At 67.1% G+C, this 21,816-nt stretch carries 24 protein-coding genes and 1 pseudogene; 11 read left to right on the top strand and 14 right to left on the bottom strand.

Translation table 11 applies throughout. From position 1 onward, the window contains the following. The first annotated feature begins 83 nt into the window (after nt 1–83). The 3 genes from VFK57_00315 to VFK57_00305 are packed head-to-tail and all read left to right on the top strand — an operon-like array spanning nt 84 to nt 1,221. Entirely contained in the window at nt 84–428 is a 345-nt protein-coding gene (locus VFK57_00315) for a metalloregulator ArsR/SmtB family transcription factor (GenBank protein HET7694127.1), read from the top strand. After that, on the top strand, nt 425–1,009 hold the full coding sequence (locus VFK57_00310; GenBank protein HET7694126.1) for an SRPBCC family protein: 585 nt from the start codon (nt 425–427) through the stop codon (nt 1,007–1,009). The genes VFK57_00315 and VFK57_00310 overlap by 4 nt, the downstream gene beginning before the upstream one ends. Beyond that, on the top strand, nt 1,006–1,221 hold the full coding sequence (locus VFK57_00305; protein ID HET7694125.1) for a hypothetical protein: 216 nt from the start codon (nt 1,006–1,008) through the stop codon (nt 1,219–1,221). The genes VFK57_00310 and VFK57_00305 overlap by 4 nt, the downstream gene beginning before the upstream one ends. Before the next feature lie 33 nt (nt 1,222–1,254). Here the strand turns inward: VFK57_00305 and VFK57_00300 are convergent, their stop codons facing one another. Next, nucleotides 1,255–2,712 (bottom strand): serine hydrolase, encoded by a 1,458-nt coding sequence (locus VFK57_00300; GenBank protein HET7694124.1) that lies wholly within the window; start codon nt 2,710–2,712, stop codon nt 1,255–1,257. A 108-nt stretch (nt 2,713–2,820) separates the two neighbouring features. On the opposite strand from VFK57_00300, the gene VFK57_00295 reads away from it, so the two are divergent. The 4 genes and pseudogenes from VFK57_00295 to VFK57_00280 all read left to right on the top strand — a co-directional run bounded on the left by VFK57_00295 (nt 2,821) and on the right by VFK57_00280 (nt 6,608). Then, entirely contained in the window at nt 2,821–5,493 is a 2,673-nt protein-coding gene (locus VFK57_00295) for a protein kinase (protein ID HET7694123.1), read from the top strand. Between the two features lie 48 nt (nt 5,494–5,541). Next, entirely contained in the window at nt 5,542–5,739 is a 198-nt protein-coding gene (locus VFK57_00290) for a hypothetical protein (protein ID HET7694122.1), read from the top strand. A 224-nt stretch (nt 5,740–5,963) separates the two neighbouring features. After that, nucleotides 5,964–6,176, top strand: a pseudogene (locus tag VFK57_00285) (hypothetical protein). 144 nt (nt 6,177–6,320) lie between these two features. Beyond that, the gene (locus VFK57_00280) at nt 6,321–6,608 is read left to right on the top strand and encodes a DUF433 domain-containing protein (GenBank protein ID HET7694121.1); all 288 of its coding nucleotides are present in this window, start codon (nt 6,321–6,323) and stop codon (nt 6,606–6,608) included. Between the two features lie 692 nt (nt 6,609–7,300). Here VFK57_00280 and VFK57_00275 read toward each other — a convergent pair. Further along, complete coding sequence (locus VFK57_00275) at nt 7,301–8,257, bottom strand: endonuclease/exonuclease/phosphatase family protein (GenBank protein HET7694120.1); 957 nt, start codon at nt 8,255–8,257, stop codon at nt 7,301–7,303. 80 nt (nt 8,258–8,337) lie between these two features. Beyond that, on the bottom strand, nt 8,338–8,778 hold the full coding sequence (locus VFK57_00270; GenBank protein HET7694119.1) for a Smr/MutS family protein: 441 nt from the start codon (nt 8,776–8,778) through the stop codon (nt 8,338–8,340). A gap of 92 nt (nt 8,779–8,870) precedes the next feature. Between VFK57_00270 and VFK57_00265 the strand changes: the two genes are divergently transcribed. Then, nucleotides 8,871–9,026, top strand: a complete 156-nt coding sequence (locus VFK57_00265; GenBank protein ID HET7694118.1) for a hypothetical protein — start codon at nt 8,871–8,873, stop codon at nt 9,024–9,026. 109 nt (nt 9,027–9,135) lie between these two features. Here the strand turns inward: VFK57_00265 and VFK57_00260 are convergent, their stop codons facing one another. After that, nucleotides 9,136–9,378 carry a hypothetical protein gene (locus VFK57_00260; GenBank protein ID HET7694117.1) on the bottom strand — a complete coding sequence of 81 codons (243 nt, stop codon included), beginning with the start codon at nt 9,376–9,378 and terminating at the stop codon, nt 9,136–9,138. A 51-nt stretch (nt 9,379–9,429) separates the two neighbouring features. On the opposite strand from VFK57_00260, the gene VFK57_00255 reads away from it, so the two are divergent. After that, a complete protein-coding gene (locus VFK57_00255; protein HET7694116.1) occupies nt 9,430–9,774 on the top strand; it encodes a hypothetical protein in 345 nt (114 codons plus the stop codon). A 74-nt stretch (nt 9,775–9,848) separates the two neighbouring features. Here the strand turns inward: VFK57_00255 and VFK57_00250 are convergent, their stop codons facing one another. From VFK57_00250 to VFK57_00240, 3 genes are all read right to left on the bottom strand, one after another. Then, nucleotides 9,849–11,081, bottom strand: coding sequence for an ectonucleotide pyrophosphatase/phosphodiesterase (locus VFK57_00250; protein ID HET7694115.1), 1,233 nt, complete (start codon nt 11,079–11,081; stop codon nt 9,849–9,851). A 285-nt stretch (nt 11,082–11,366) separates the two neighbouring features. Next, a complete protein-coding gene (locus VFK57_00245) occupies nt 11,367–12,455 on the bottom strand; it encodes a C1 family peptidase (GenBank protein ID HET7694114.1) in 1,089 nt (362 codons plus the stop codon). Between the two features lie 63 nt (nt 12,456–12,518). Further along, the gene (locus tag VFK57_00240; protein HET7694113.1) at nt 12,519–12,926 is read right to left on the bottom strand and encodes a protease inhibitor I42 family protein; all 408 of its coding nucleotides are present in this window, start codon (nt 12,924–12,926) and stop codon (nt 12,519–12,521) included. Nucleotides 12,927–13,012: 86 nt separating this feature from the next. Between VFK57_00240 and VFK57_00235 the strand changes: the two genes are divergently transcribed. Continuing rightward, nucleotides 13,013–14,497, top strand: coding sequence for a hypothetical protein (locus VFK57_00235; GenBank protein ID HET7694112.1), 1,485 nt, complete (start codon nt 13,013–13,015; stop codon nt 14,495–14,497). Between the two features lie 5 nt (nt 14,498–14,502). Beyond that, complete coding sequence (locus VFK57_00230; GenBank protein ID HET7694111.1) at nt 14,503–15,045, top strand: hypothetical protein; 543 nt, start codon at nt 14,503–14,505, stop codon at nt 15,043–15,045. A 5-nt stretch (nt 15,046–15,050) separates the two neighbouring features. Here VFK57_00230 and VFK57_00225 read toward each other — a convergent pair whose 3' ends face one another. The 7 genes from VFK57_00225 to VFK57_00195 form a co-directional block, all read right to left on the bottom strand. Further along, nucleotides 15,051–15,323 carry a hypothetical protein gene (locus tag VFK57_00225; protein ID HET7694110.1) on the bottom strand — a complete coding sequence of 91 codons (273 nt, stop codon included), beginning with the start codon at nt 15,321–15,323 and terminating at the stop codon, nt 15,051–15,053. Between the two features lie 35 nt (nt 15,324–15,358). Next, nucleotides 15,359–15,937: a hypothetical protein gene (locus tag VFK57_00220; protein HET7694109.1), complete on the bottom strand. Its 579-nt coding sequence runs from the start codon at nt 15,935–15,937 to the stop codon at nt 15,359–15,361. Beyond that, nucleotides 15,934–16,605 (bottom strand): hypothetical protein, encoded by a 672-nt coding sequence (locus tag VFK57_00215; GenBank protein HET7694108.1) that lies wholly within the window; start codon nt 16,603–16,605, stop codon nt 15,934–15,936. Before VFK57_00215 ends, VFK57_00220 begins: the two co-directional genes overlap by 4 nt. A gap of 315 nt (nt 16,606–16,920) precedes the next feature. Beyond that, entirely contained in the window at nt 16,921–17,940 is a 1,020-nt protein-coding gene (locus VFK57_00210) for a DUF3293 domain-containing protein (GenBank protein ID HET7694107.1), read from the bottom strand. A 42-nt stretch (nt 17,941–17,982) separates the two neighbouring features. Then, nucleotides 17,983–19,263 carry a DNA-processing protein DprA gene (locus VFK57_00205; protein HET7694106.1) on the bottom strand — a complete coding sequence of 427 codons (1,281 nt, stop codon included), beginning with the start codon at nt 19,261–19,263 and terminating at the stop codon, nt 17,983–17,985. Continuing rightward, nucleotides 19,260–21,353, bottom strand: coding sequence for a RecQ family ATP-dependent DNA helicase (locus VFK57_00200; protein HET7694105.1), 2,094 nt, complete (start codon nt 21,351–21,353; stop codon nt 19,260–19,262). Before VFK57_00200 ends, VFK57_00205 begins: the two co-directional genes overlap by 4 nt. A 194-nt stretch (nt 21,354–21,547) precedes the next feature. Further along, on the bottom strand, nt 21,548–21,816 hold a 269-nt coding region (locus tag VFK57_00195), incomplete at its 5' end, for a plasmid pRiA4b ORF-3 family protein (GenBank protein ID HET7694104.1).

The following is a 21,816-nucleotide window of genomic DNA, read 5'->3' as shown; positions in this document are numbered from 1 at the left end:
TCAGCTCGCACTTCGCCCTTCGCCCCTCGCCGGCCACTCATATGCCTTGACACGCATATACTGTCAGGCGTATATCAATAGCCATGGAATCGGTGTTCGAGGTCATCGCCGAACCGAATCGCCGCGCGATCCTCGGCATGCTGGTGGCCTCGGAGCAGTCGGTGGGGGATCTCGAGCGTCAGCTCGGGATGCCGCAGCCGACGGTCTCGAAACACCTCCGCGTGCTGCGTGAGGCCGGGTTCGTCGACTGCACCGTCGATGCGCAGCGGCGGGTCTACCGGCTCAGGCCCGAACCGCTGCAGGAGGTGGACGCCTGGCTGGCGCCCTTCCGGCAGTTCTGGTCCTCACACATGGATGCGCTCGAGCGCCACCTCGATCGCATGAAGGCGACACGGCGTTCGAGGCGGAAGACGAGGAGGCGGCGATGAAGGCGCGCGAGCAGTACGTGCCGGGTCCGGCGGACGGCGCGGAGGTGCGCAAGGACGGCGATCGGCAGTGGACGTTGATTCTCGTCCGGCAGCTGCGCCATCCGCCCAGGAAGGTCTGGCAGGCGCTCACCGAACCCGGGCAGCTGCGCGAGTGGGCGCCGTTCGACGCCGACCGCCGTCTCGAGGCGGGCGCGACCGTGAAGCTGACGACGGTGGGAGCGCCCGCGCCGCATGTCTCTGACACCACGGTGACTCGCGCCGATGCGCCGACGCTGCTCGAATACACGTGGGGCGGCTACCAGATGCGGTGGGAGCTCGAAGCCAGCGGCGGCGGCACGCGTCTCACGCTGTGGACCAGCATCGATCGGCGCTACATCTCGATGGGCGCGGCCGGCTGGCACATCTGCCTCGACGTGCTGGATCACCTCCTCGCCGGCGCGCCGCTCGGCCGCATCGTCGGTCCCGACGCGATGGCGTTCGGCGGCTGGCAGCGGCTGAACGCCGAGTACGCGCGGCAGTTCGGCGTCGACGCGCCGTCGTGGCCGGCGAAGGGGCCGCAGGCGGAAAGGAAGCCGCAGTGAACTGGAGCGTCTGGATTCGGCAGATTCACCGCTGGGTGTCGATCGTGTTCACGCTCACGGTGATCGCCAACTTCGTCGCGCTCGCGCAAGGCAGCGGAATGCCGCCGCCGTGGATCACCTATTCGCCGCTGCTGCCGCTGGCGCTGCTGCTGTTCAGCGGGCTGTATCTGTTCGTGCTGCCGTATGCCGCGAAGCGGCGACGGAGAGTCTGAGGCGCGCCTGCATCTCCATCGGACGGATCCGATCTACCGGCGCGTCGCCTTCCGCTCGATGCCGCCCTGCCACACGCGCGCTTCGGTGACCTTGCCGTTCGGGTCGCGGATGAACTCGACGCGCATGTCGCTGTCCATCGCGAAAAAGGTCGCCGACGACTCGGGGAGCAGCTCGACGCGTGACGGTCCGCTGCCGCGATAGAGCTTGCCGCCGTCGGTTTCGATCACCATCACCACCGGCGGCGATCGGATCGGAATCTCGTACCTGCCGGCGAAGTCCTTGTACGCGGCGGGGTCGGCCGAGCCGAGCGTGCGCTCGAGCGGCGCCAGCCCCGGCCATCCGTACTCGCGCGCCACGGCGCGGACGATGTCCTGCAGGATCTCGGCGCCGCGATCGCCGTTGGTCATGACGGCGACCCCCGAGGCGGAGTCTTTGAAGGCCATGAACGTGCAGCGGAAGCCGACGTTCGATCCGCCGTGGCCGAAGCGCGTCTCGCGTCCGGTTCCGCTGATGCCGAGGCCCAGACCGTAGTCGTCGATCACCGGCTGCATCATGGCCGCCGCCAGCTCGCGCGACATGATCCCCGTCTTCGCCGTTCCCGCCGCCATCTGCTGGATCGCGATCGCGAACCGCGCCAGATCTTCCGGCGTCGTCCACAGGCCGGCGGCAGCCTGTTCCGGATGGATGTGCCAGCGTCCGGCGACTGGCTCGCCGGAAGCCCGGTGCCCGGTCGCGGCGCTGCGGTGCAGCTCCGCCGGCAGCGGCTGCGCGTAGGTGCTGTGCCGCATCCCGAGCGGTTCGAGCACCAGCTCGCGCGCGGCATCGGCGAAGGACTTCTTCGTGACCTCTTCAATCGCCAGCTGGACGATCGAGTAGCCGCCGCCGGCGTAGCGATAGCGGGTGCCGACCGGGATGTCGACGCGCACCGCCGCGGAGTTCGCCGGCTTCGTGCCGTCCAGCAACTGCAGCGGCGTCGGGATGGCTTCGTTGGCCGCGTAGCCGCGGAACCCGGACACCGTCACGCCGCCGGTATGCGAGAGCAGATGCCGCAGCGTGACTTTCTGCTTCGCGGTGAACTCGTTGTCCGGCAGCTTCCACGTCGTGAGATACGTGTTGATGTCGGCGTCGAGCGACATCCGGCCTTTCGCAACCAGGGCCAGCGCGGCGGCGGCCGCGACCGGCTTGCTCAGCGAGGCGGCCTGGAAGAGCGTGTCCGGATCGACCTTCTGCCCGCTCGTCGCGTCGGCGACTCCCCACGCGCGGGTCCACTCAATCGTGCCTTTGTCGAACACCGCCACGCTGACCCCTGGGATCTTCAGCTGCCGCATCCGGTCTTCCAGTCTGGAAGTGCGGAGCGGCTGCCCTTTGAGGATGACCGGCGGCAGCAGGCCCGCTTCGATGCGGCGGATCCGCTCCTCGCTGGCGCTCTGTGCGGCGAGGGTGGCCGCGGCCAGGATCGTCAGGAGTGTGACCGTGCGGAAGTTCGTCATGGTGCGCGTATGGTAGCGCGATCGCCAACGCCCTCGATTCCGGCCCCGCGCACCCGCGCACCCCACCGCGCCTATATAATCGAGATCTCCAATGCCAGTCCGCCGGGGATGATCGCCACGACCATCGGTCCCTATCGCATCGTCGGCAAGCTCGGCGAAGGGGGCATGGGCGAGGTCTATCGCGCGCGCGACAGCCTGCTCAATCGCGACGTCGCGATCAAGGTCCTGCCGCCGCTGTTTGCGGTGGACGCCGAACGCCTGGCCCGGTTCACTCGCGAGGCGCAGACGCTGGCGGCCCTCAACCATCCCAACATCGCGCAGATCTACGGGCTCGAGGGTGCGGCCGGGCCCGGCACCACGCGCGCGCTCGTCATGGAACTGGTCGAGGGAGACGACCTGTCCACGCTGATCGCGCGCGGACCGATGCCGCTCGCCGACGTCCTGCCGATCGCGCGGCAGATCGCCGACGCCCTCGAAGCGGCGCACGAGCAGGGCATCGTCCATCGGGATTTGAAACCCGCGAATGTGAAGGTGCGGCGCGATGGCACGGTGAAAGTGCTCGACTTCGGACTCGCGAAAGCGTTCGACGCCAAGGCGGAATCGGGTGCGGACGCCATGCAGTCTCCGACGTTCACCGCCCGCAATACGCAGTTGGGCATGATCATCGGGACCGCCGCTTACATGGCGCCCGAGCAGGCGCGAGGCAAGGCCGTCGACAGGCGCGCCGACATCTGGGCCTTCGGCGTGGTCGTCTTCGAGATGCTGACGGGGCGCCGCGCGTTCGACGGCGACGACATCTCCGACGTGCTCGCGTCGGTGTTGAAGTCGGATCCGGACTGGAGCCGGATTCCCGCGGAGACGCCGGCCTCGATACGCCGTCTGCTGCGGCGTTGTCTCGAAAAGGAGCCTCGGAAGCGTCTCAGCGCGATCGGCGACGCGCGGCTGGAGCTGGACGACATCGACGCGGGGCCGCCCGCGGCGTCCTCGCCTGCCGCACCGGGGCGACCCTCGATCGTGTCACGCGCCTGGCCGATCGTCGCCGCCGTTGTTCTGACCGCCGCTGTCGGGGCGATCGCGTGGGTCTCGACGCGATCGACACCGGATCTCCCGCTGGCGCGCCTGTCGGTTGTCGCGCCGCCCGGCGCGAGCCTGTATCCCGATTCCACGGGCGTTGCCATCTCGCCTGACGGCAAGCTGCTGGCGTTCATCGTGGGCAACGTGAGCCGATCGGAAAGTCAGCTGTGGGTCCGATCGCTCGACTCGCTGTCGTCGCGCCGGCTCGAAGGGGGCGATGGCGCGACGCTGCCGTTCTGGTCGCCGGACAGCACGCGGATCGGTTTCTTTACGAACGCGAAGCTCAAGACGATTGCCGCGAGCGGCGGACGCGCGGAGGTCCTGGCCGACACGCCCGGGCCGCGCGGCGGCACCTGGAACGCCTCCGGCATCATCGTCTTTGCCCCCGACGCCGTCGGGCCGCTCATGAAGATCTCCGCGAGCGGCGGCACGCCGGCGCCGGCGACGTCGCTGGACACGGCGCGCAAGGAAATCGGCCATCGGTTTCCTACGTTCCTGCCCGATGGGCGGCATTTCATCTATGCCGCGCTGCCCGGGAAGGAGGGGCGATTCGACATCCTCGCCGGCTCGCTCGACGATGACTCGCACACGCTGGTGGGATCGATGGACAGCGCGCCGGTCTACGCCGAGCCCGGCTGGCTGCTCTACGCGCGGCAAGGGGTGCTCGCGGCCCAGCGCTTCGATGCGCGGACGCTGAAGATCAGCGGGGAGGCGCAGCTGCTGCCGGACGAACCGATCAGCATCCTCGATCCCGCCACCTCGTTCACCGCCGGCAAGTCGACGACGGTATCGAACACGGGAACGCTCGCGTACTTCTCCGTGCCGTCCACCAACACCGTCGCCTCGTGGTACGACGCGCTCGGCCGTTATGCCGGCGACGTGACGCTGCCGCCGGGACACTACGAGACCGCGACCATCTCCCCTGACGGTAAGTACGCGATCGCCGTCCGATCGACGTCGCCCGCTGAATCCGCGTTGTGGCTGGTGGACCTGGAGCGCAACAGCGCCTCGCCGCTCACCTCGGGACGCGGCCGCAACGACCAGCCTCTCTGGTCGCCGGACGGCAAGCGGATCGTGTTCGCGACCGATCGTGACGGCCCGCAGGATCTCTTCATCAAGACGATCGCCGATGCGTCGCCCGAACAGCCGCTCTATCGATCGGAGCTTCCGTTCAAAGGGCCTCTGAGCTGGACGCCTGACGGGTCGTCGATCGTCATGACGCAGCTCGAACCGATCACGTCGCAGAATATTTTCCTGATGCCGGCCACGGGCAAGGGAGAGTTGAAGCTGCTCGTGCGCGGTCCCACGCGCGATAGCGGCGCCGCGGTGTCGCCCGACGGCCATTGGCTGGCCTTCATTTCGGACGAGTCGGGGCGGTTCGAGCTGTACCTGCAGGCCTTTCCCGACCCGGCGGGTCGTCTGAAGGTCTCGAAGCAGGGGGCGCTGCTGGCGTGGTGGACGCGGGACGGGCGGCAGCTGCTCTATGTCGCGGACGACCTCCACAGCCTCTGGCGTGTGGACGTGGACACGAGCCGCGGCCTGAAGATCGGCACGCCGATCCGGATCGCCACGTTTCCCCCGAACATCGTCTCGGTCGATGCCACGCCGGACCGGCAGCGGTTCCTGGCGATCGCGCCGGAGCGGAGCGGTCCGGGATCGTGGACGGTCGTGCAGAACTGGCTGGCGGCGCTGGGGGCGAAGCGGTAGCGCTCAGCGACTCATCGAGGGATGTCCTCTAGGATGAGCGAGAATCCCGTGCTGAGACATTGGAAAACGATCGCGGCGAAGATCGATGCGCTGAGCAAGTCGCACGATGAGCGGTTTGCCAGCATCGATCGGCCGTTCGAGAGCATCGATCAGCGTTTCGCCGAGACGCGGGCGCAGCTCGGCGTCAAGATCGAGGCAGTCGACACGAAGTCGACACGAACGTCGGGCAGGTCTTCGGCGCGGTGATTGCGATGCGGGAAGACGCAAGCGCAACGCCGCGGACCACCAGACGCTCACGAAGCGGCTGAACGACCGCGACCTCCGGATTCTCGCGCTCGAAAGCCCGGGAAGCCCAGGCCCTGACATTTGTTGGCGTGCGGCCCTGGCGCCCTGCGTCTCGGCGACGATGCTAGAATCGCGGATGGAGGCCCGCCGCGAACACCGACCCGCGTAATCAGCCCGCCTATGCGCTCGCGGAAGCTGCACGCTACCTCAAGTTGCCGGCCGCGACGCTGCGCACCTGGACGTTGGGACGTGCGTATCCCACGACCCGAGGTCCTGGACGCTTCCCCGTGCTGATTCACCCCGCCGGCAAGAATCCGACCTCGCTCTCCTTCTGGAATTTGATCGAGGCGCATGTGCTGCGCGCCTTTCGCACCGAGCACGGTGTATCGATCAAAGAACTGAGGCGAGCCGTCGAGTTCGCGGAAAAGCGGCTGCAGATCGATCGATTGCTGCTGCGTCCCGAACTTCGGTCCGAGGCGGGACAATTGTTTTTGGAGCGGTACGGTCAGCTGATCAACCTTTCCGCCTCCGGTCAGCTCGCGATGCGGCACGTGCTCGAGAACCACCTCGCGCGCGTTACCTGGGACGAGGCGCGATTTCCTGTTCGCCTTCACCCGTTTCTGGCCGCCGATACTCATGCGGGCGCGATGCCGATCGTCATCGATCCACGGCTCGCGTTCGGCCGACCGGTGCTGCTCTCGCAGCGCATTTCGACAGCGGCCATCGTCGACCGGATTGATGCTGGCGAGCGGCCTGCGGATGTCGCGCTCGACTACGGGCTGACGGAGGCCGACATCGATCAGGCGGTGCTGTACGAGCGCGCCGCCTGACATCACCTTCTTTACCGACCGCGATCTCGGCCTGCAGTTCCCCGCCATTCTTCGCGCCGCTGGACTTCGCGTCGAGCGCCACGCCGACCACTTCGATCCTGACTGTACCGACGAGCACTGGCTCCGCGAAGTCGCCGCACAAGGATGGGTCGCGATCACGCACGACCGCAGAATCCGCTATAAGCCGAACGAGCTCGCCGCAATCCAGATGTATGGTGTCTCGCTGCTGGTGGTGGTAGGGCATGCTCCTTATGCGGATTTGGCGCGATCATTTGCCTCGACGGTGCCGCGCGTGATTGCCTTTCTGGGAAACCACAAGCCACCGTTCATCGCATAAGTGTACAGACCGTCGCCCGCCGAACTCTCGCGAAGAAGCGATGCGCGCGGACGCATAGAGCTTTGGTACCCAGCGGAGTGATGAGCCGCACCAGGCCCCTGGCCAGCCACGCAGCCGTTCACGACGGCGTCGGCGTCAGCATCGACATGAGCGGGCGAATCTGCGCGCGCCACTCCAGCCGTTGCGCGATGTCGCCCCCGGCCCGCGGCGATCCACGCGAGGACCTGCGCCAGCTCGTAGCCATCGGTGCAGGGAGCCTGTGTGCCCGGGACGCGCTCGCCACCCGCATGCAGCCATGCGTGCGGCGGCGTGAGGTGAGGAAGAGCTGGCCCGACCCGCGCACAACGCGAACGCGCTATTGCCTGGCCAGCTCCGCGACCAGCATCACGTGATCTGACGGCGCATCCGCGCCCGGCGCCGCCCGTGCGAGGCGCGTCGTCGCGACGGCGCGCAGATTCTTCGTGTACACGTAGTCGATGCGCTTGTACAGGTTGCCGTTCGGCACGCCGCAGCCGTTGCGCGTCGCCATCCCGGTCCACCCTTCGCCGCTCTGCGTCGACTTCCAGGCGTCCGCGTAGCCTGCCGCTTCCATGCGGGCAATCGCGTCGATGCGCGCCGGGGAATTCGACCCCGTGCACGGCACTTCCGGATTCCAGGCGTCGACGCGATAGACGTTCAGGTCGCCGAGCAGCACGTGCGACGTGCCCTGGTGGCTGAGGGTTTCGATCGTGCGCTGCGCGACGGGAGCGAACGCGTCGCCCGGAGGCGTCCAGTGCGTTGAGAAGACCGGCACGCTGGCCGAGCACGCCGCGTCGAGGCAGACGGCCCCGCCGACGACCCAGTCCTGGCCGCCGAGGTTCACGTAGATCGGCGCCCCCGCGAATCCGTAGCGCGCCGCGAGCGCGGTACCGTTCCGCTCGCCGGTGATGTCCTTGAACCCGAGGACGTTGTTGACGTTCGACGGATTCCCGCAGTTCCACGCTTCCTGCACGGCGAACGCGACGATCGACCGGTCGTCGCGGACCTTGCCAAGCTCCGCCTGCGGCAGCGCCATGCCCCACGCGTTGAGCGGCTGCGCGCGGTCGTTGCAGTTCGGCGTGTTGCTCGTCCAGTTGGTGGTGCTGAAGCCGGCGATGCCCATTCCCGACCGGATGTTCCAGGTCGCGACCTTGAACGTGCCCGCTTGCGCCACCGCTTCGACGCTGGCGGCGGTCACCCGCGCGGGCTCGGTTGGTGAACCACCGCAGGCAAAGATCGACGCGGCCGCGGCGGCGGCGGCGATACTGCTGAGTCGAGTGCACCAACGGGTCATACACGGAAGTGTACGTGCTGCATGGTCTCGTGAGTGCAGCGATGTCTCGATGCGTGGCCTACGGCTGAGTCGCAGGGTGATTACAGCAACACGATCGTCACGCCGGCATTGCGGGGATCGATGCGGAATGACTTCACCGGCGCCAGGGCACGCAGCCGGTGATGGACGGCGTGTCTGATCCGTCCCCCGCTGCGGCCGTGGATGATGCGCACCTCCGCGTGGGACGCGAGCAGCGCGTCGTTGATGCAGGCGTCGAGCGCTTCGATCGCCTGCTCGACCGTCATGCCGTGCAGGTCGATCGACGCGGCCGACCGCGGGACGCTCTCGCGCACGCCGGATGCTCCGGATGGCGTCTCTTTCCGCCGCGGCGCGCCCGCATCGGCGCGCTCCATCCGCGCATCATCGACCACCATCGTCCGTCCTTTGATCTCGACGGCGTAGCGACCGTCATTGCGCACCGCCTGGACGATGCCGGTGCCGAGGCGGGGGATGTGGACGCGATCGCCGGGCGCGAAGGGCACGCCGCATGTTACGCCCGGCGCGGCAGTTGCAGGGTGGGTGGCTCCAACGGCACGCCGCCGATTGGGCGTCCGTTTTCTCGACGAGGTGAGCGATGGCTGTCCGGATTCAACGCAACCTGGGGCAACTGCTGCTGGCGATCTGGCTGATTCTGTACGGGCTGTCGGCGCTGGTGGCGCTCGGCTTGCCGGGGCCGCTGATGGCGATCCTGGCGTTGCTTGCGGGGGTGTTGATTCTGGCCGGGCGCTAGGCGTAGTCCGACCCGAGGACGGCGCCTGCATTCACCGACCGTGGGGCCGCGAAAAAAGGGGCGCGTCCGGTTCGCGCGAGCACCCACGGATCGGCTTGCGGCGCGCCGTCTATTCCTTCGCTTTGAGTCGCGGCTCGTTCTCTTTGATGAAGGCTTTGATCTCGTCGGCCATGCCGAGCAGCTTCAGCCACTGTTCCTTGTAGAGCGTGACCGGAAAGCGCCCCAGTCCGTAGACCGACACGCCCCCCTTCTCGCTGACTTTGATGCCGCCGCCGCGCGCCGCGCGCGTTTTCAGCTGCTCGTTCTCCGCCTTGAGGCGCTCGAGCTCGGCTTTCAGATCTTCGTCTGACATGAGGTTGATTGTACCTGTCGCTGCTGCGGCTGATGTAATGTCCCTGGTGCGGTGGTCGGCACACAACCATACGCATGCCCGCCGGCGGGGATTCTCTCCGACGAGGGCAGGCATCTCACACAGGAAACGACGCCGGTGCGCGCCAACGGAGAAAACGACGTCAGCATCATCGAGTACATCCGGACGTCCGGCGACGGCGGCACGCTTCCTGACATGGCCACTGCCGCCCAGGCACTGGCCGCGCGAAGTCTGCGCCGGACGACGTTCCAGGCGGAGAAACCCACGCTGGAGATCGTCATGACCGTGTCGGCTGACGGCAACGCCATGACCGTCACGACGCGCGCGCCCGGCAGCGCTGACGAGCCGTCGGTGTTCGTCTACGAGAAGCAGGGCTGACGATCGGCCGGCTGGTGACTCGCGCCACGGCGCGCCCGCGATCCGGGCGAGGATCTGCGTCAGTCGCCCGGCGATCACCGCATCAGCTGCTCCCGCAGTCCCGGCTTGCCGTCGATCCCCGCCGCCGGCCGCAGCCCGAGCAGCGCCGTCATCAACGGATACACGTCGACGTTGTTCACGGCGGGAATCGTCGCGCCAGGGCGAATGCCAGGACCGGACGCGATGAAGATCGCGTGCATCGACGGAAACGCGGGATCCCATCCGTGCGCGCCCCAGCGGTCCGGCCGGACGATCCTGCTCGCCGCGTCGGCGAGGCGCGGCATCACGACCATCGTCCAGGCCTCGTCCATGATGATGACGACGTCGCCGATGCGCGGATCGTCCCGGAAGTGATGGCGCTCCGGCACCTCGTGGCGCAGGTAGGCGCGTCCGTGCTGCAGCTTTGCGTTGATCGCGTCGCGCACCCGCGCCGCGCGCGCCGGCTCGCCGCCGCGCACGTGCAGCATCGCGACCGGCCCGCCGAACGACTGTTCGATGTCGTCCATGTCGACGAGCGAGTCGAGCCTGATTCCCTGCTTCGCGGTGGTTTCGACCATGCCGTGGTCGGACGTGACCAGCACGTACACCTGGCTGCGAATCGGCAGCGCGTCGATCCCATCGGCGAGCATGCCGATGGACGCGTCGACGGCTCGGAGCGCAGCGTCGACGCGCGGCGAAGCGAGCGTGCGGTCGTGCGACGCGGAGTCGACGTCGCTGAAGTACAGCGTGATGAGGTGCGGCCGCTTCTCCGGCGGCAGGCGCAGCCAGTCGAGGACCGTCTTGACGCGATCGGCATTGGGAATGGTCGCATCGTAGGCGTTCCAGATCGTCGGGCGGATACCGTTGATCGGCGCTTCCGATCCGGGCCAGAAGAAGCACGCCGCGACCATGCCCTGGGTCTCCGCCGTCACCCAGATCGGTTCGCCCCGGTACCAGCTGGCGTCCGACACCGCGTCGCGATTCCCGAGCGCGTAGGTCTGGCGGCGCGCCGGATCGTAGAAGCTGTTGGCGACGATGCCGTGGTGTTCGGGATAGAGGCCGGTCACCAGCGAGTAGTGGTTCGGGAACGTCAGCGACGGGAACACCGGGATCATCGCCTTGGCGCGTGCGCCGCGCTGCATCAGGCGCCGCAGGTTGGGCAGCTCGCGCGTGTCCAGGTAGTCGTGGCGCAGGCCGTCGACCGAGATCAGCACGACGTACGGTTTGTCGACGTGTTCCGGCCGGTTGACGCCGCCGCTGCCCTGCGCGGCGGCCGGCGAAGTCTGCACGGCGGTGCGGCCGCCGGAACACGCCCAAAGGGCGGCAAGGACGAGAAGAAGGAGAGCGGCTCGCCGCGGGCAGCGGCCTCGGGCGGTCTTCGGTAGCGTCGGCGGCGTCATCGCCCGATCATTATTCGCTTTGCCGCGTCTCTTGTCGCGCACGCCGGAAGACGTGCCGGCGGAGGCACATTCTGGTGAGCGTCGCGCCCGCTAACCCGCCGTGGCCGCCGTCCTCCTTTCTTCTTGCGGGCAGCTGCTGCTCGTATTCGCCCAGGGGCTCGGGCTGCCGCGCAATTACTTGTCCTTCGTGATCAGCTTGAAGAACTCGGGCGGCAGCGTGTAGCTCACGCTGCGAGCGTCGACCCACGCCGCACCCATGCCAATGCTGTTCGAGTCGTAGGCAATCCACATGTAGCCCGCCATACCCCATGTCACGTCCCACGAGTTCTTGATCAGCCATGCGCGCCGGGCGTCGTCCCAGCCAATCAGCGTGACGCCGTGGTTGATCTGCTGCGTCGTCTCGCGCTCGTTGAATACGCCGTTCACGTATGCCTGGAACGCGGGAGTCGCATACACGCCGACGGCCAGAGGACCGTGCTGACACAATGCCTTCTTCATATCGGCAGCTGAAGGGATGCCGCCGTTGGTGCTGACGTAACCCCAGGCGGAGGCGCGGTGCGGTGTCTGAACGTTGGTGCGGCACGCCGTGTCGGTCGCGGAGTAGGGATAGGACGCCTCCGTCGCCGCGCCGCTGGCCATCATCCAGTCGAACACCGGACCCCACCATCCACCGCCGCACGATCCGCCGCCGCTGCAGCTGAGCGCGCTCTGCTCGGAGCCGTCGATCAAGACCCCGTTGCGGATCGCGTGGCTGCCCTCGTACGCGCCGAGCGCGGTGAACGCCCAGCAGCTGCCGCAGCTCCTCTGGTTGCGCACCGGCGTGACCTTGTTCGAACTGCGCCAGTCGAACGCGGGAAGCGTCGCGACGCAGGCCTGCTGCACTTCGGGAAGCTTGTTGCCCTTCTTCAGGTAGGCGTCTTTCGCAGCCGCGTCGAGCGACACCAGCCGTTCCGCGAGGTCGTTCTGGCGGCGCGCACGGTCGGCGAGATCGGGTGGCAGACGCGCGCCGGTCAACCTTTCGAGGCTTTGATCGAGGGCGGTGGTGTAGCCGACCTCGAACGTCAGGCGGTCGGCGCTGATCCGGTTGCGGATCTCGGCGAGGCGGTCGCGGATCGCGGCAGGCGCCTGGGCCTCCCGCTGGGCGTAGACGGCGGCTTGGGCGGCTGGCGCGGCCGCCTGCTGCCGGGCGACGACGACGCCGGAGAGAATTCCGGCTGCGGCGATTGGGACGAGCGCCAGGGCTCGCCATTGACGGACATCCATTCGTGCCTCCAGAGTGCGGTTCGCTCTCTGAGACGGACGTCCCGCGGAGATTCGCCGGGACCTCTATTCCACCGTGACCCTTACCGAGTACGTCTTCTGGGGCTTCGCCTCCTTCTCCCACGGGCGAACGTAATGAAGCCTGAGCACCGCGCTGCCGCTCTTCACGGGCGTGAACGTGAACACCTGGCGCTCCTGGCGGCCGGCTCCTTTGGTGTCGGTCGTTTCGACTCGCGGCTTGTCGCCGGGCGAGAGCACCGCTGGGGGGGGATCCACGACCTGCCACGAATAGCCCGTGCCGAGCTGGGCCGGGAGCTTGAGGATCAGCGTTGATGTGACACTGATCGAGATCTCCTTCCCGTTGTGTTCTTCGGTCAGGACCATCTCTCTCCCGGTGTCCTGGCGCAGCGGCTGTGCGCACACGCTCACCGGCAACGTCGCCACCGCTGCCGCGGCCAACAGAACGAGGCGCATGCGACCATTCTGCGCCCGGGCCGCGCGCCACGCAAGCGTGCGAAAAAGTCGGCCGCGTCCGTCGATGGACTCAAAGGAGTTGTGCCATGCCCCATCGAGTTCTGACGTTCGCTGCCGCCCTTCTGTGCTGTGTCACCACGGCGTCGGCGCAGAGCGCGCCGCACTTTTATCGCGCCACGTCCGTCCGCGGCGCGATCGCCTATCAGTCGGCAGGCGACCCGTCGCAGTTCTTCTATATTCCCACCGAGACCGAGGCGATCCTCGGCGAGCGGCTGAAGGAGTTCCGCGTGTCGTATTACGGCGTCGGCGAGCCGTTCTACGTCCAGAATTCCCTCACCGGAAAAATCGAAAGCTCGGTCGGCGCCGTGATGTCGGCGACCGCGGTCATCGACTTGAGCGATGCTACGCGCAAGCGTCTGATCGCGCAGATCACGCAGGATTTCAAGGTCCAGAACCCCAGGCTCGTGCCGCTGCCGATTTCGGAAGCGAAGGTCCGCTCCCTCCTGCTCGACGGCGCCTTGTCCGTGGCGCAGATGGGACAGATCGTCTCCTCCAACCCGCAGTTCGCGCGCGAGATCCGCCTCAGCGCCGGAGCCAAGGACAACCTTTTCGCGCAGTTGCTGGCGACGTCGGACAACGCTGACTTCGCGAGTGTGAGGTCGAACCCGCATTTCGCCGTCGAACTGAACGGCGTCGCCGAGTTCGTCGGCGACCCGTGGAAGGTCGAAGTGAGCTGCAACCTCAAGCAGGTGTGGAACCAGGTCCGTTCTTCGGTCGGGGTATCGGCGTCGCTCGGCTGGTTCCGCCTCGGGGGCGCCGAGTACAAGCGGATCAACCAGGACCTCGAGAAGTCCGGCGCCTGCAGCTACAAGGAAACGCCGGGGAGCCTGATCGATCGCGACAAGAACGTGCTTCCGTTGCTGGAAATGACGCGGCGGATCTTCGAGCGCCTGAACGGCGAGGCGCAGGGCGGCACCGGGTTCTTCAAGTTCGAGCCCAACCCCGAAGCCCCGCCCGTATCCGCGGGATCCTCGGGTTCGATCTGGCCGTGGAGCGTCAGCGTCAATCTCGGGTACAGCTCCGCCCACTTCACTCAGAACCTCACCTGGAACACGACCGTCGAGATCGCGACCCGGTTCAACTATCCAATCTCAGCCTCCACGTCGATGGCCGTCGTGTGCACGCAGGCGACCAGGAGCATGTTCCAGGACCTCCGCGACACGTCAGAGAACTGCATCGTCCAACGCAAGATCGATCGCCTGATGCAGCGGCTGGCGAACGAGAAAGCGATCGTCAACCGCAAGCTGCAGGATCTCGAGACACGGTTGATGAACGGGACCGTGACGCCCCAGGTATACGAGCTGCTCTACCGCCGCTGGACGACGGAATCGCAGACGGAAGGGGCGATGTTGATGACCAGTACGACCGTCAAGGCGCTGGAGACGCCTGGCCAGCCGTCAGTCAGCGCCGCGGTCCAGGGCGTCTCGGTGAGCGCTCTCACCACGCTTGACGAGGACGTCGCCTGGGCGCAAGCCGAGGCGAAGAAGGTCAAGTCCGGCAAGACCAGGTAACGCCGATGGCGCGGGGGCTCATCGTCGCGTTGTGTGCCGTGCTGTCGTCGGGCTGCTGCGGCTATCGCGCACGGCATCGGATTCCAGCGCTGGACTACTTCGAGCGGTACGTCATCGTCGACGTGGGGACGCCGCCCAGGTGCGCCTTGCCGAAGCGCCGCAACACGTCGGGCCGGATTGTGCCGGTCGGCGTTGCCGTTCCCGTCTGGATCCGATCGGTGGCCGCCACGGACGTGCGCAAGCCGGTGGCCACCGGCCGCGTCACGCTTTCGGTCGTGACGTCGTTCGGCGACGCCACGCCGAGCGCGACCATCACGCCGTCGGTCGTGACGTTGAAGGCGGACGGCTTCGCGGCACAGAAGATCCTGTTGACGCTGAAGTCTTCGACCGAGCATTTCAGAATCCTCGCGGAATTCGCCGACAAAGCCGCGCCCGGGCGCAGCTACAGCCCGTTCATCGTCGCCGGCACCGGAGTGCAGGGCATCGTGAACGTCACGGGACCCGGCGAATCAACCTGCGAGGGTGCGCAGGACCATCAGAAACAGTGATTCATTCACCCGGCGCGGCGTCCTCGGGGTCGATCCCGGCCCTCCGGACCTGCGCATCGCCGCGCGGATCGGTCCGCGTGCTGCAGCAGCACGTGGTGCCTGGACACGGTCCCGACGGGCATCGGTTCGGCGCCGACGATGGATGGGCGCAGGATGACGTCACGCCGCTGGTTTCGCCCGAAGGGTTGTCGGACGAAGACCGGCAGCGTGTCGGGCAGCAGCGCGAGGGTGGGGTCGATCGTGGTGACGTCTTCGCCGCACCAGTGCGTTCGGGTCATCACCTCAGGCTAACCGGGACGCGTGACAGGAGTGGTCACGAGCGGCGGAACAGATGCCCTGCCCTTCGCACGAGTCGGCCGTCGATCAGGCCGCATAGGACAGCCAGCGGCGTGAAAGCCGCCGCGATGGCCAGCGCGATGGCTGCATTGTCGTTCCCGCCAGTGGCTTCCTCCGAAGCGTAGATGCCCAGCATCACGCTCACACCGACTCCAAACCAGAAGAGGATCGGGACTGCCGCACGATCCTCGTCCTGCGAGTCACGGCGGGTCGATCCCGTTTCGGACCCTACTTCTCGTGGCGTCAGTAATGCGGGCGCTGACGAAACCGAGGTAGCTTTCGGGATCGTCGTAGGTTCGTACGTCTTGTTCGACTGTTGTCCTGGGCCGACCGGATTCGCAGGCTGGGGCTGTGGGACTTCGAGCTGCAGCAATGGATGTCCTGCCATCGCTTCCGCGATACTCAGGTTCCTGACCAGCGTGGTGGCGATTTCGCCACATCGATCGCATCGCGCCGCAGCCGACCAGTACATGTCACCGCAGCAGTCATGTTCCCAGATCCGTATTGTCATGCGGGTTCGGCGGCGGTGCGCCTCGGCGATGAAGGCGGAGGTCACTGGTCCTCTCCATTCGAGGGCCATACCGCATCGGCGAGGGCGTTCGCGGCTCGTTCATCGAGCGCGCCCGCGTCGAGCAGGTACGCCCAACGTTCTTGGCAGTAGCCCTTCTGCACGATCCAGTGGTCGGCGACGCACTCCGCCGCACGACCATGGGCATCTGCCGGACCGCGAAACCACCCGATCGCAAAGTCGGAGTAGCCATGCGTGTCCGGCGAGTCCGCGGATGCGGTCACGACGGAGACGTCGTATCCCGGCAGCCACGTCGCGTAATACGCCTCCGGCCAGCTGAAGCCTGGGCCGGAATCGCCCCAGTTGATCGTGAACAGATGGATCGGTCGCAGCTTGCGCTCACGCCGAGCCGTGCGCTGTCGGCGCCGCCCCAGTGTGACGGTGCCGTCGCGGACCACCGCCCATTGCGGCAGGCTGCGTTGCGCGGACTCGAGGCAGATACGCGCGACCGCGTTCTCGAGCATCAGGGCATTGCTGCCACGTTCACTCGCGCGTGGACCGGTGCCGTTCCGGGTCTCGTTCCAGTCGTCTGGCACCGGCTTCGTGACGTCGACCCCGGCAATGTCCGCGGGTTTCGGGTCGGGAACGCCGAGGTACGCGGACAGCAGCGCACGCTCGATGGGCGCGTACAGATTGACGATGTCCATCTTCAGCATCCTTTCGACGATGCTCCGCGAGGAGCTGCGTTCGAATCGCGCATGGTTCCGGACATCCGGGGATGCCGGCCGGCTGGGCCACCGTGTGCGCGGGGAGTTCCGCGCCGGATTACGGTGTGGCGACGGGTCGTCGAGCCGGGGCTCTCGCCGTCTTCTTCATGCCGGCAGCCTGAACGCGGGCTGCCTGGGTTGCTGCGAGCGTAGCAGAGATTGTGCCAGCTGAGTGCACGGGCACGCGCCGGTGCAGAGCGCCTTGCTGTCGTCTGCGGTGGACGGCGGATGTCCAAGCGCAGGGACAATGTCGAGACTCACCGCTCACAAGCAAGCAACGAGTTTCGACGAAGCGCCGCGGCGACCGGTGACGATGGCGAGCTGACCGAAGCGCCGGCCAATCGTACGGGCCATCGCAGGTGGTATGTCGAGGACCAGAACGCTTTCCTCGGCGGGCCACGACGGATCTGCCCCACGGCCTTCGCCGCGGAGACAACGGTAGCCTCTGGCGGTCAGCTCGGTGAGCATCTCGTCCTGCCGAGAGTCATTTGTCGCCGCAGCCAGCTCCCGGGACGCTGGGTTCCAGGCGGTCATGAAGGCCCATCGCGTCGCTCCGTAACGCGCGAGCAAGGCATCGAGTCTCGGCTTGCGACCTCCGACCCGGAAGCGAATGGGTTGCCCTTCCGGCTCGAAGACGAAGTAGTCGGTGTTCTCGTATTCCCGCCACTTCTGCAGCTCGAACGTGGCGCGCTCGTAGACGTGCCTGAGCGCGGACAGGTCGTGACGGTTGTAGTCGAGCAGCGCATGCCAATGGCGCTTCGTCAGCTTCGTCACGCGGCGATAGTGCGTGCGTGATGCCAGCTGCTCCCGCAGATGCTTGATCCACCGCGCCGGCTCACCGCCACGCAACTTCGCGACCTGCCGGTATCCGGCCAGCTCCGCGTACTGATCCAGCGTGTGTTTGGCGGCGCGCCTGTCGGCCTTCGTGATCTTGAAGCCGGGATGCACTTTGGTGCGCCATCTCCGCGCGGTGGTCAACGCGTTCACGTGCCGAGCACGCCATTCGGCTTTCAACGAGGCGTCGAGATCCGACTGCTCCACCACGTCGCGGTCGAAGATGCTCCAACTCACCAGCGGTCGGCCACCCGCGAGCAGGTGCCTCACCGTGTCCGCCAGTGTCGCCGCGCGTACGTGGCTGGATGCCACGCGTCCGGGCGCCAGGCGAGAGTCGACAATGACCTGTTCGAAGTGGTCCTTGCCGCCTTCGACAGCGAGGATTCCCAGGAGCGCCGGGCTGCCGGGTTCAGTCTGCAGTGCTTCGAAGTCGATGTAGGTGGCGTCCATCTCGTGAGGGGTCAAGGTTCGGCCGCCGACTACGTGCGCTGATCAGTCGAAGAGAGTCGGCTCCTGATCCTGCCGCGATGCCGCGGGGATGCTGTACTTCACCGGGTCCGTCGTCCGCTCGGCCAGGCCTTCGCGCACCGCCCGCGTCAGCCAGGCGTTGACCTGCGACGGCTCCAGTGAGAACGCGGTCGCGACTTCAGTCTCGCTTCTGGGAGTGGACAGATACGCAGCGATGCTCGGCCAGACCATCGGGAACACGTCAGCGGCTTCCGTGGATTCCGCGCGGCGCGATGGCGCCCGGTAGGTCGGCGAATCCTCCCGGATCAGTGCCAGGTCACTGCGGCGTGATCGAGCGATGTCGTGTTGCTCGATCCAGGTGCGCAAGCCTTCAGTGACGTCCGCGGTTCCGAGCGGAATGCCGCCTCGGTTTATCAGTTCGCGGTTGCCTGGCGGAACGCTCTCGCCCGCGCGCACGAACAGCGGTACCCACCCGGCGCGGAGATTCTCGATGGCGCCTGCCCATGTGCCGCCGCTGTCGAGGCCGGCGGATACGACGGCGGCCCACGACGCCAGCGCATAAATGAGCTTGTTCCGGCCCATTGCGCCCGCCACGGTGAATCGCGTCGAGGGATGCAGCGGCGTGATCAGCGTCAGACGAGACTCGAGAACACTTCGGCCGACCTCCCGTCGCTTCAGAGTCTGCTCGAGGCTGTCGGCCAGCACTGCGACACCTGCTCCCCCGTGATCGAGGCATCCCTTGACCGCGAGTTGATCGACGCCGCGCGCGCCGCCGGAAAAGACCACCAGCCCCTCGGCGGCGCATCGTTCGCCGAGGAGTGCCGCGAACGCCGCTCCAGCGTCGTCCACGTCGCGCGAGCCGACGACGGCCAACCCCGTGTCATTCATTGCTGGCTGAGGGCCCGCTCCAAACAGCACTGGAGGGGCCTGTCCCCTCAGCCGTTCCTTGAGCCGGGGCGGGTAGTTCGCATCGACCCTGGTCAGCACCCAGATGCCGAGGTCCTCGAGGCGGGAGCGTTCGATGGCAACCTGGCCGCCGCGCTCGAGGAGCTTCCCGATACGCTCGGCGAGGCTGGCGTCGAGCCGCAATTCTCGACGAATATCGTCGGCCGCCGCGCCCAGCAAGGCGCCGGGCCGCCTGAAATGCGAGGTGCTGATCCCGCGGGCCAGCTCGTTCCATTCTCGCCCTGACAGCGGCTTCACTCCGCCAGACGATCGCGGCAGCGCCAGCGTCGAACACAGCAACAAGATCACCTGCCCGTCGTTGTTCAACGGAGTCAGCGGGGTCAGGGTCTCGTTCTTCACGCGGAGTCTCCCGTCCCTGATGTCGTTGCCAGCGCCAGCGGATACACGAGTCCGCTGCCGGCTCGGCGCAGGATCATCGCGCACTCCGTGAACGTCCACCGTGAGTCCACCATGTCGTCGACCAGCAGCACCGGCCCGGCCCGCACCACCTCGGTCACGGCTTCAAACGCGCCCGCGACGTTCGCCATCTGCCGCGCACTATTCTCCATCGTCCGCTGCTCTTCCGAGTCGCGAACTCGACGAAGCGCGTCGACGAATGGCAGCCCCAGCGCATCGGCGAGCCGCGCGGCGACCTCGGGCACCAGGGAGGGACGCCGCCGGGATGGAACGGCAGCCACCCACTCGGGCGCCGGTTGGGGCCGCCAGTGTTCGCGCACCATCTCCGCCGCAGCCCGCACCAGCCCGTCGTCGAAGCGTCCCGTCCCATATTTGCCGCGGCGGACCAGAGCCGCCCACCCCGCATCGCCCCAGACGCTCAGGGCACGTCCCTCCGACGCGCGGTCTTCTTCGGGCACCGCGCCGGTGCGTTGCAGCTCGCGGTCGGCTGGCCATCGCTTTCTCGGCTCGATCGGGCGATGCGAACGTTGCAGGAAGGCAATCGCCTCCTGCACGAGACCCGGCGCCACGTCGACGCGCAGCAGCGGGCCGCGGCATACCGAACACCGACCGCACGGAGCGGCCAGGTGATCGTCCAGCGACCGCGCCACTGATTGCATCAGGCATTCGCGCGAAGTCACGAATGCCTGGATCGCTTTCAGCTCCTCTCGCCTGGCGGCGGTCACGCGCGCCGTACGCTCTTCATCCGGCTGCCACGGGTTCACCGTTCGGAAGTAGCGGGACCCTTCCCTTCCGATGGCGCCGTCCACCTCGAGCAGCTTGAGCGACTGATCGAGGCGCCGGCGTCGCATGTTGACCAGGCGTTCCAGATCTCCGACGCCCACCGCGTCGGCGGTTTCGACAGCCTCCAGCACTGCCTTCAGTTCCCCCGCGTGCGGGAACGCGGATCGGATGAAGTAGTCCTGGATGTCATCGTCTTCCCGGCCGCTCAACAGGATGGCATACGCCTCGGGCACTGCCCGTCCGGCGCGACCGATCTGCTGGTAGTAGGCGATCAACGAGCCTGGCCGCTGGAAATGGATCACGAACCCGAGATCCGGTTTGTCGAACCCCATCCCCAGCGCGACACTGGCGACCAGGGCTTTGACGTCGTTGTGGAGCAGTCGCTGCTCGAGGATCCCGCGGTCGACGCCAGCACCCAGCTGCGCATGGTACGCGACGGCGTTCACGCCCTTTGACTGGAGCCACTCCGCGACGCGCTCGCAGTCGGTGGTCGTAAGGCAGTAGACGATGCCTGAGCCAGGAAGGTCGGGCAGGTGCTCGGCCAGCCACGCCATGCGTTCGGCCTGACCCGCGAGTTCGATTGTCTGCAGGTGAAGCGTCTCGCGCGTGAGGGAGCCGCGCAGCACGCGCAGCTCCGGCCCAAGCTGTGCGCGAATGTCGTTGACGACGCGGTCATTCGCGGTGGCGGTGGTCGCCAGCACCGGCACCGTCGCCGGCAGCCCCTGGATGATCCGGACGATGCGGCGGTAGTCAGGACGGAAGTCGTGTCCCCAGTCTGAAATGCAATGCGCTTCGTCCACCACCAGCATCCCGATGCCGCGGGCGATCGCCGGCATGGTGCGGGTTTGAAATCGCTGGTTGGCCAGGCGCTCGGGTGAGACGAGCAGCACGTCGATCGCATCGGCCTCGAGTTGCTGGTCGATCTCGTTCCATGCGGTTGCGTTCTCGCTGTCGAGGCGAACCGCCCGGATTCCGATACACTCTGCCGCTTCAACCTGGTTGCGCATCAGCGACAGGAGAGGACTGATCAGGAAGGTCGGCCCGAGCCCGCGCTCCCGCAGGATCTTCGCGGCGATGAAGTAGACGAGGCTCTTGCCCCATCCCGTGCGCTGCACGACGAGTGTGCGGGCGCGCATGTCTACCGTAGTTACGATGCCCTCGAGCTGGCCCTCGCGGAACGCGGCACCTGGGCCCAGCATCGCGTGGAGCAGTTGTTCGGCGCGGCTCGCTGTGGATTCGGCGATGTTCATCGAACGCTATTCGTCATCTGAAGTGCAGTCGGCGTTGAAGTCGTTCTCTCCGGCGCCGTATGGGACGCGCGGGTGGAGGGCGCCTCAGTCGAATACTCGAGGACCTCGAAGACGACGATGCCATCGTCTGAGGGGCTTTGGAAGATGGAAAGATCAGCGTACCTGGCGACCACGCGGGTGCGCGATGAACGAACTCACACCCGCAGGCGCGCGAGCTTGCGGTTCACGATATCCAGGTCGAACGCCTCGGGGTCGAACTGACCAATCCAGTCGGTCAGATCTGCGTGCCGCTCGTCGGACGGGTCTCCCAGCGCGGCGAGGGGGTCCGCGTATGCGTGCGGTCCGCCGCAGTCCTCGGGCGGGCAGGCGCGCGCGCCGTCGAGGCACAACGCGCGGTGCGCGGCGGCGCCGGCGGTGGCGATCGATTCGACCAGAACGCGGTGGTCCCAGTCATCGCCGAAAT

This window comes from Vicinamibacterales bacterium, assembly GCA_035699745.1.
Classification (GTDB): domain Bacteria; phylum Acidobacteriota; class Vicinamibacteria; order Vicinamibacterales; family 2-12-FULL-66-21; genus JAICSD01.
Note: the sequence above shows the minus strand (reverse complement) of the source record. Positions and strands in the feature narration are given on the sequence as shown.

Bases quoted from the DNA above. Each gene is read 5' to 3' on its own strand.
- VFK57_00275 (HET7694120.1), bottom strand. From the start codon at position 8,257: ATGACCCGTTGGTGCACTCGACTCAGCAGTATCGCCGCCGCCGCCGCG.
- VFK57_00240 (HET7694113.1), bottom strand. From the start codon at position 12,926: ATGCGCCTCGTTCTGTTGGCCGCGGCAGCGGTGGCGACGTTGCCGGTG.
- VFK57_00200 (HET7694105.1), bottom strand. From the start codon at position 21,353: ATGAACATCGCCGAATCCACAGCGAGCCGCGCCGAACAACTGCTCCAC.
- VFK57_00225 (HET7694110.1), bottom strand. From the start codon at position 15,323: ATGACCCGAACGCACTGGTGCGGCGAAGACGTCACCACGATCGACCCC.
- VFK57_00215 (HET7694108.1), bottom strand. From the start codon at position 16,605: ATGCTGAAGATGGACATCGTCAATCTGTACGCGCCCATCGAGCGTGCG.
- VFK57_00230 (HET7694111.1), top strand. From the start codon at position 14,503: ATGGCGCGGGGGCTCATCGTCGCGTTGTGTGCCGTGCTGTCGTCGGGC.
- VFK57_00235 (HET7694112.1), top strand. From the start codon at position 13,013: ATGCCCCATCGAGTTCTGACGTTCGCTGCCGCCCTTCTGTGCTGTGTC.
- VFK57_00260 (HET7694117.1), bottom strand. From the start codon at position 9,378: ATGTCAGACGAAGATCTGAAAGCCGAGCTCGAGCGCCTCAAGGCGGAG.
- VFK57_00280 (HET7694121.1), top strand. From the start codon at position 6,321: ATGCGGCACGTGCTCGAGAACCACCTCGCGCGCGTTACCTGGGACGAG.
- VFK57_00245 (HET7694114.1), bottom strand. From the start codon at position 12,455: ATGGATGTCCGTCAATGGCGAGCCCTGGCGCTCGTCCCAATCGCCGCA.
- VFK57_00315 (HET7694127.1), top strand. From the start codon at position 84: ATGGAATCGGTGTTCGAGGTCATCGCCGAACCGAATCGCCGCGCGATC.
- VFK57_00295 (HET7694123.1), top strand. From the start codon at position 2,821: ATGATCGCCACGACCATCGGTCCCTATCGCATCGTCGGCAAGCTCGGC.
- VFK57_00310 (HET7694126.1), top strand. From the start codon at position 425: ATGAAGGCGCGCGAGCAGTACGTGCCGGGTCCGGCGGACGGCGCGGAG.
- VFK57_00300 (HET7694124.1), bottom strand. From the start codon at position 2,712: ATGACGAACTTCCGCACGGTCACACTCCTGACGATCCTGGCCGCGGCC.
- VFK57_00265 (HET7694118.1), top strand. From the start codon at position 8,871: ATGGCTGTCCGGATTCAACGCAACCTGGGGCAACTGCTGCTGGCGATC.
- VFK57_00210 (HET7694107.1), bottom strand. From the start codon at position 17,940: ATGGACGCCACCTACATCGACTTCGAAGCACTGCAGACTGAACCCGGC.